This window comes from Actinomycetospora sp., from assembly GCF_055612215.1.
The window spans coordinates 1-7,221 of sequence record NZ_JBVPVA010000643.1; the positions used below are offsets into that span (position 1 = coordinate 1).

Genomic DNA, 7,221 nt, shown 5'->3' on the forward strand with positions numbered 1-7,221 from the left:
CTTCGGCCGCCGGCTCGCCCGCTCCCGCACCCTGGCCTGGACCCTGCGCGGCATCCCGCTCTCGGCCACCGACCACGTCCCGGTGCCCGAGAACACCGTCGAGGCCCGCGTCCGGGCGCTCGCCGCCGGCCTGGGCAGCAGCCTCGCCCCGCCCGTCCGGCCCGCGCCGCACCGCGCGGCCGCCGCCCTCGTCGGGCTCGAGCTCGGCGCCGCCCGGCTCGCCCTCGCCGCGATGGACCCCGACACCGGGCTCGGGGCCGGTCCGGTCGACGCCCACCGGCCCGCCGCCTCCGGGCACCACGCCGCCCACCACGAGCACCATGGCTGACCCGACGACCCTGCTCCCGCTGCTCCTGCTCGCCCCGGCCCTCGTCGTCGTCGCCGGCCTGGCCGCCTCGGCCGGCGCCGTGACCGGCGGCGGCCGGCCGAGCACCCCCGCCGTCGAGACGCTGCGCCTGCTCACGAAGCAGCGCCGCCGCACCCCGACCGACGACCCGCTGCTCGCCCGGATCGGGCTGACGGTGCTGCCGGTCGCCGCGGTCCTCGCCGTCGCCGTCGTGCCGCTGGGCCTGCCGGGTACGGGCGCCGCCGTGGACCTCGACGTCGGCATCGTCTGGTTCAACGCGATGGAGGTGCTCGCCTGGTTCGCGGTGTGGACCGCGGGCTGGGGGCCGAACTCGGCCACGGCACTCGTCGGGGGCTACCGCGTGCTGCCGCTGGGCCTCGCCTACGAGCTGCCGCACATGCTCGCGATCACCACGCCGGCGATCGCCGCGGCGTCGCTCGACCCGGCGACGGTGGCCGGCGCCCAGCACGGGCTCTGGTACGCCGTATGGATGCCGGTGGCGTTCCTGCTCTACCTGGTCTCGACCGCGGCGATGGCGTTCTGGGGCCCGTTCGCGGCGCCGCTGGGCCGCGACCTCGCCGGCGGTGCGGCCGCCGAGCACGCCGGGCTCGACCGGCTCCTGCTCCACGCCGGGCGCTGGATGCTGCTGGTCGCCGCGGCCGCGATGGCGGTCCCGCTGTTCCTCGGCGGGGGCGCGCCACCGCCCATCACCGGCCCGGACCCGTTCGGCGGGCCGGCGTGGCTGTGGGTCGCGATCAAGCTGGTCGTCGTCCTGGGCCTGCTCCTCGGGCTGCGCCGGCTGATGCCGGTGCTGCGGATGGAACGGTTCGCGACGCTCGCCTGGACGGTGCTGATCCCGCTCGCGGTGGCGCAGGCGCTGGTCGTGACGGTGGTGGTGCTGCTGTGACGCTGCTGATCGTGGTCGCGGCCCTCGGCCTGCTCGCCGTCGTCACCGGGGTCGGGGTGTTCGTCGCCGATTCGATGGCCCGCGCGACGTTCCTGCTGCTGCTCTCGTTCGTCGCCGTCGCGGTGGTGCTGCTGGCGTTCGGCCTGACCTACCTCGGGATCGTCGTCGTCCTCATGATGACCATCGAGATGATGATCATGGTGGTGTTCATGGTCATGCTGATGATGAACCCGGCGGGCCTCGAGCCGATGACGATGGTCCACAACCGCTGGGGCGCCCGGCTGATCGCGCTCGGGGTGTTCGCGGTCCTGGCGGCGGGCGCGCTGCTGGTGCCCTGGCCGGTGTCCCCGTCGATCCCGCCGGCACCCGACCCGACGACCGCCCTGGGCCTGGACCTGATGGGACCGCAGATGCTGACGATGTCGGTGCTCGGGCTGGCGCTGCTCGCGACGATCGTCGGGACCGTGGCGCTCTCGGTGAGCCGCGGACCCGCGCCCCGGGGAGGCCGGCGGTGACCGAGACGACGCTGCGGGTGGTCCTCGTCGTCGCGGCGGCCCTCGTCGCAACCGGGGTGTACGGCGCGCTGTCCCAGCAGTCGATCGTGATGATCATGATGGGGCTGGAGCTCGTCGTGAACGGCCTGGTGCTCGCAACCGGGGGAATCTGGTGGGCGGCGGGTCGGCCGGGCAACGCGTCGGTACTCGTGGTCGTCCTGGTGACCGTGATGGCCGTGGAGATGGCGACGGGGTTCGCGGTGGCGCTCGCTCTCTACCGGGCCCGCCGGGTGGACCTCACCGACGACGCCGGGGAGCTCGCGAGGTGAGCCGACCCGCATGACGCTCCTGCTCGCCCTCCTGCTCGCGGTCCCGGTGACCGCCGGGTTCGTGCTGCTCACGGTCTTCCCGCGGGCGGCCGGCGCGCCCGTCGTCGCGGGCGGCCTCGTCGCGGCCGTCGTCGCCGCGGTGCTCGCCGTCCAGCTCGCGGCCGAGGTCCGCGCAGCGGTCGCGCCGACGCTCGTCGTGCCGCTGCTCGGCGACGTCGCCTTCCGCTACACCGTCGACGGCCTGGCCGCCGCGCTCGTCGTGACCGTCACGGTGATCGGCGCCCTGGTGCTGCTCGCGGCCGCCGGGGAACCGCGCCTGCGCGAGGGCCGCTTCGTCGGCTCGATGCTGATCTTCCTCGCGGCGATGCTGGCGACGGTCACCGCCGCGACGCTGCCCGCGCTGCTCGCGCCCTGGGAGGTCATGGGCGCCGCGAGCTGGGTACTGATCGCCTTCGACCGCCGCGACCGCGCCGTCGGCCCGGCCGCCACCCGCGCGTTCCTGACGACGCGGGTGTGCGACGTCGGGCTCTACGTCGCGACGGGGGCCGCGCTCGCGGGCGGGGTGCCCGGCCTGGCGCTCGGCGCCACCGCGGCCGCCCCGGAGGGCTGGCGGTCGCTGGTCGCGGCCGGCCTCGTGGTCGCGGCGCTCGGCAAGTCCGCCCAGCTGCCGTTCTCGACGTGGCTCTCGGGCGCGATGGTCGGGCCGAGCCCGGTGTCGGCGCTGCTGCACTCCGCGACGATGGTCGCGGCCGGGGCGGTGCTGCTGGTCCGCGTCGCTCCGCTGCTGGCCGCCACGGGCTGGGCGGCGACGCTGGTGGCCTGGGCCGGCGCGCTCACCGCGGTCGTGCTCGGCGTCGTCGCCGCGACCCAGCGCGACCTCAAGCAGCTGCTGGCCGCGTCGACCTGCGCGCAGGTCGGGCTGATGGTGCTCGGCGCGGGTGTGGGGGCGACGGCGGGTGCGTCCGGTCTGCTCGTGGCGCACGCGGCGGTCAAGGCGCTGCTCTTCCTCGCCGCCGGCGGGTGGCTGGCGGTGCTGCGCACCCGCTCGCTGCCGGTGCTGCGCGGGGCGGCGCGGCGCCATCCGGTGGTCGGGGTGACGTTCACGGTGGGCGCCGCGGCGCTGGCCGGGCTGCCGCCGCTGTCGATCTGGTGGACGAAGGACTCGGTGCTGGCCGGGGTGCCGCTGGGGGACGGCCTGCTGACCGTGGCCGGGCTGCTGGCCACGGCCCTGTCGGCGGTCTACGCGACCCGCGCGGCGTGGTTCGTCTGGCGGCCCACCCCCTCGCCCTCGATCCGGCGTGGGGCCGAGCGGCGGCGTCGGGTCCCGGTCGTCCTGGGGGTGGCGCTCGTGGCGCTCGCCGTGCCCGCGGCCGCCGTCGGCGCCGTCGCGGTGGCCGTCGGGGCCGTCCCGCGGGCGGACGCGGGCCAACTGGTGACCACCGGCGTGGTCGCCGTCTTCGCCGCCGCCGCGACCTGGGCGCTGCACACCCGCCCGATCCGGCTGCGCTCGGCCGTGCTCCCCCGGCTCGCGGGCGCGGCCCGGGGCTGGCTGGGCCTCGAGACGGCCACCCGCACGATCGTCGTGCGTCCGGTGCTCGCCCTCGCGCGGCTGGTGGACCGCGCCGACGGCGCGCTGGCGACCGTCCCGCCCCGGGCGGTGGCGACCGTGCCGCGGCTGGCCCGCGTCGTCGAGGCGCGCGGTGAGCGTCCCCTCGGGACCGCGGTGACCGGGCTCGGCGTCGGGATCCGGCGCCTCGGGGACCTCGCGCGACGCCCGCAGACCGGGCAGCAGCACCAGTACTACGCGCAGGGTCTCGTCGCCGTGGGCACGCTGGCCGCGCTCGTCGCCGTCCTCGTGGTCACGGGGGTGCGCTGATGCTGACCGCGCTGTGGCTCGCCCCGCTCGTCGTCGCGGCGGTGCTCGCGGCGGTCCCGGCCGCGCGGCGGGAGGCGGTGCTGGCCGCGTGGGTCGTGCTCGCGCTCGCCGAGGTGGTCGGGTCGGTGCTGGTCTGGACCGCGGTGCCGCGCGGCGGCGGCTTCGGCGACGAGGTCGCGGTGCCGTGGATCCCGGCCTTCGGCGTCGGCTACCACCTCGGCGCCGACGGCTTCTCCGCGCCGCTCGTAGCCATGACGACCGTGGTGTTCCTGGCCGCGGCGCTCTACTCGCTGAGCCGCCCCGTCGGCGAGGACCCGGCCCGGACCCGGGCGTTCGTGCTGCTGTTCCTCGTGCTCGAGGCGGTCTGCGTCGGGGTGTTCCTCGCCCTGGACCTGGTGCTGTTCTTCGTGTTCTTCGACCTGTCGATCGTGCTCATGTACTTCGTGATCGCGGGGTGGGGCACCGGGTCGCGCGAGCGGTCGGCGCTGCAGTTCTTCCTGTACACGTTCCTCGGCTCGCTGGTGATGCTGCTCGGGTTCCTCGTGCTCGCCGTCGGGGGGCGCGACACCGGCGGGATCACCTTCGACATCCCGACGCTCGCAGCGCGCGACCCCCTCGCCGGGCATGGGGTGGCGGGGATCCTCGCGCTCGTCGCGATCGGGGTCGGGCTCGCGATCAAGACCCCGGTCTGGCCGCTGCACACGTGGCTGCCCCCGGCCCACACCGACGCGCCCGCGGCCGGGTCGGCGGTGCTCGCCGGGGTCCTGCTGAAGATGGGCACCTACGGCTTCGTCCGCATCGCCATGCCGCTGCTGCCCGGGCCGTGGCGTGCGGCGGCGATCGTCGCAGTGGTGCTCGGGGTGGTGTCGGTGCTCTGGGGCTCGCTGGTGGCCCTGGCCCAGCGCGACCTCAAGCGGTTGGTCGCCTACACCTCGATCACGCACCTCGGCTACGTCGTGCTCGCCGTCGGCGCTGCCGGGGTCGTCGCCGCCGGGCCCGCGGCGCGCACCCTCGCGGTCACGGGCGCGACCGTCCAGATGGTCAGCCACGGGCTCGTCACCGCGGCGCTCTTCCTGCTCGCGGGGGTGCTGCGCGACCGCGGGCACACCTCGGAGATCGCGGCCTGGACCGGGCTCGCGGGCCCGATGCCGCGGTTCTCGTGGACGTTCGCGCTCGCCGCGTTCGCCTCGCTCGGGCTACCCGGCCTGTCCGGGTTCATCGGGGAGTTCTCGCTGCTCGCCGGGTCGCTGCCGGCGTACCCGGTCGCGACGGTGCTCGCGGCGCTCGGGCTCGCGATCACCGCGGCCCTGTTCCTGCGGGCGCTGCAGTCGATGCTCCTCGGCGACCGGCACCTCCCGCCCGCCGCCGAGCGGTCCCCCACGCCGCGGGCCCGGCTGGGGCGCTCGCCGTCGAGCCCGGATCTGCGGGTCGCCGAGACCGCCGCGGTCGGGCTGCTGCTCGCGTGCTCGCTGGTGATCGGGGTGGCGCCCGCGCTGCTGACCTCGACGATCGCCCCGGCGGCCGCGCAGGTGGTGTCCCTGGTGAGCCGATGACCGGCGACGCGCTCACCCTGATGCCCGAGATCGTCCTCACGCTCGGCGCGGTGCTCGGCCTGCTCGTCGGGTCGTTCCTCCCGCCCGGCCGCGAGGCCGCGGTGCGCGGGCTCGGCGTCGCGGTGGCGGTCGCGGCGGCCGTCGTGGCCCTCCTCGTGCACGGCGGCCCGACGGCGTTCGGCGGCACCTACACCGTCGACGTGGCCACGACGACCGTGCGTGTGCTCGTCGCGGGGGCGGTGGCGGTGACGCTGGTCCTGGCCGGGGACCCGGACGTCGGAGACGTCTCGGTGCCGACACCCAGGGTCCGGAAACCGTCGTCGGTCACCGGGCGCGTGGACACCGCGTTCGCCGTCCTCGTCCAGCTCTCCGGGGTCGGCGCGATGGTGCTCGGCGGCGCCTCGGACCTCCTGCTGCTCGCCGCCGCCGTCCTGCTCGCCGGCCTGCCCCTGGCCGCGGTCGCCGGGCTGCGCCGTGACGGCCGCGCCGCCGAGGCCGCGCTGAAGTACTTCCTGTCCTCGGCCCTGTTCGGGCTGGTCCTGCTCACCGGGGTGACGGTCCTGCTCGGCCTGACCGGCGCCACCGCCTACGGCGCCCTCGGCCGGCTCACGACGCCGGGCCCTCCCGCCGTCGCCGCCGCCGTCGCGCTGCTCCTCGTCCTCACCGGGCTGCTGATGACGATCGGCGGGGTGCCCGCGCACTTCTGGGTCCCCGACGCCGTGGACGGCACGTCCCCCGTCACCGGCGCCGTCCTCACGACGACCGCCAAGCTCGGCGGGCTCGTCGCGACCTGGCGGCTGCTCGTCGCCGTGCCGGCCGACGCGATCCCCTGGCCGCTGCTGGTCGCGGTCCTCGCCGTCGCCTCCATGACGCTGGGGAACCTCGCCGCGTTCGCCCAGACCTCGCTGCGCCGGCTGCTCGCCTACTCCACCGTCAGCCAGGTCGGCTACCTGCTCGTCCCGGTCGCCGTCGCCGCCCGGACTCCGCTCGCGCTGCCCTCGCTCCTCGGCTACCTCGCCGCGTACGCGGTGACCAACCTCGCCGTGTTCGCCGTGCTCGCCGCCCGGCCACAGGCCCTCGAGGTCGCCGACCAGCGCGGTCTCGCCGGGCGCCACCCGGTGCTCGCGGTGGCCCTCGCCGTCGGGCTGCTCGGGCTCGTCGGCACGCCCCCGACGGTCGTGTTCGCCGGCAAGCTCGCCGGGTTCACCGCTGCGGTCGACGGCGGGATGACGTGGCTCGCCGTCGTGGCCGTCCTGAACTCGATCGCGAGCCTCTTCTACTACCTGCGCTGGATCGCGCCGGTGTTCTCCGCGGGCGACCCCGTGCTGCGCGACCCCGTCGCCCCCCGCGCGCGGGCCGTCGCGGTCGTGCTCGCCGTGGTCTCGGTGGCCGGCGGGATCCTGGTCGCGTTCGCGGGGTGATCGCGGCCGTCCCGAGCGGCACCGGCTCGGCGCCCGACCGTCAGCGCCTCGTCCCGCCGGCGCCGCCACCCGTGGCCGTGATCAGTCGGCCTGGTCGCCCAGCTCCCAGCCGACCGGGTCGGCCAGGCGCAGCGCCTCCTCGGGGCCCCAGGAACCGGGCGCGTAGGGGTAGAGCGGCGTCGACCCGTCCATCGCCGCACCGGCCGCGTGCCAGACCTCCTCGAGCCCGTCCGGCCGGGTGAACAGCGTCCGGTCGCCGAGCAGGATGTCGTGGATGAGCCGGACGTAGGGCGGC

Annotated in this window: 7 protein-coding genes and 1 pseudogene; 7 read left to right on the top strand and 1 reads right to left on the bottom strand. The window is 76.4% G+C overall.

What is annotated here, in order from left to right; translation table 11 throughout:
• The 7 genes from AC0CYZ_RS17640 to AC0CYZ_RS17670 all read left to right on the top strand — a co-directional run.
• Positions 1–328 (top strand): hypothetical protein (locus AC0CYZ_RS17640; RefSeq protein ID WP_472217652.1); only part of this gene is annotated, 328 nt, incomplete at its 5' end.
• Positions 321–1,253: an NADH-quinone oxidoreductase subunit H gene (locus tag AC0CYZ_RS17645; RefSeq protein WP_472217653.1), complete on the top strand. Its 933-nt coding sequence runs from the start codon at positions 321–323 to the stop codon at positions 1,251–1,253. The genes AC0CYZ_RS17640 and AC0CYZ_RS17645, both read left to right, overlap by 8 nt.
• Positions 1,254–1,255: 2 nt before the next feature.
• Positions 1,256–1,768 (top strand): NADH-quinone oxidoreductase subunit J, encoded by a 513-nt coding sequence (locus tag AC0CYZ_RS17650; protein ID WP_472217663.1) that lies wholly within the window; start codon positions 1,256–1,258, stop codon positions 1,766–1,768.
• The gene (locus AC0CYZ_RS17655) at positions 1,765–2,076 is read left to right on the top strand and encodes an NADH-quinone oxidoreductase subunit NuoK (protein ID WP_472217655.1); all 312 of its coding nucleotides are present in this window, start codon (positions 1,765–1,767) and stop codon (positions 2,074–2,076) included. The genes AC0CYZ_RS17650 and AC0CYZ_RS17655 overlap by 4 nt, the downstream gene beginning before the upstream one ends.
• Positions 2,077–2,086: 10 nt before the next feature.
• The gene (locus tag AC0CYZ_RS17660) at positions 2,087–3,952 is read left to right on the top strand and encodes an NADH-quinone oxidoreductase subunit 5 family protein (RefSeq protein WP_472217657.1); all 1,866 of its coding nucleotides are present in this window, start codon (positions 2,087–2,089) and stop codon (positions 3,950–3,952) included.
• Positions 3,952–5,505: a complex I subunit 4 family protein gene (locus AC0CYZ_RS17665; protein WP_472217659.1), complete on the top strand. Its 1,554-nt coding sequence runs from the start codon at positions 3,952–3,954 to the stop codon at positions 5,503–5,505. The genes AC0CYZ_RS17660 and AC0CYZ_RS17665 overlap by 1 nt, the downstream gene beginning before the upstream one ends.
• Entirely contained in the window at positions 5,502–6,926 is a 1,425-nt protein-coding gene (locus AC0CYZ_RS17670) for an NADH-quinone oxidoreductase subunit N (protein WP_472217661.1), read from the top strand. Before AC0CYZ_RS17665 ends, AC0CYZ_RS17670 begins: the two co-directional genes overlap by 4 nt.
• Positions 6,927–7,007: 81 nt before the next feature.
• Here AC0CYZ_RS17670 and AC0CYZ_RS17675 read toward each other — a convergent pair.
• Positions 7,008–7,221, bottom strand: a pseudogene (locus AC0CYZ_RS17675) (glucose-6-phosphate dehydrogenase); the annotation flags it as partial.

Bases quoted from the DNA above. Each gene is read 5' to 3' on its own strand.
- AC0CYZ_RS17665 (WP_472217659.1), top strand. From the start codon at position 3,952: ATGCTGACCGCGCTGTGGCTCGCCCCGCTCGTCGTCGCGGCGGTGCTC.
- AC0CYZ_RS17670 (WP_472217661.1), top strand. From the start codon at position 5,502: ATGACCGGCGACGCGCTCACCCTGATGCCCGAGATCGTCCTCACGCTC.
- AC0CYZ_RS17660 (WP_472217657.1), top strand. From the start codon at position 2,087: ATGACGCTCCTGCTCGCCCTCCTGCTCGCGGTCCCGGTGACCGCCGGG.
- AC0CYZ_RS17645 (WP_472217653.1), top strand. From the start codon at position 321: ATGGCTGACCCGACGACCCTGCTCCCGCTGCTCCTGCTCGCCCCGGCC.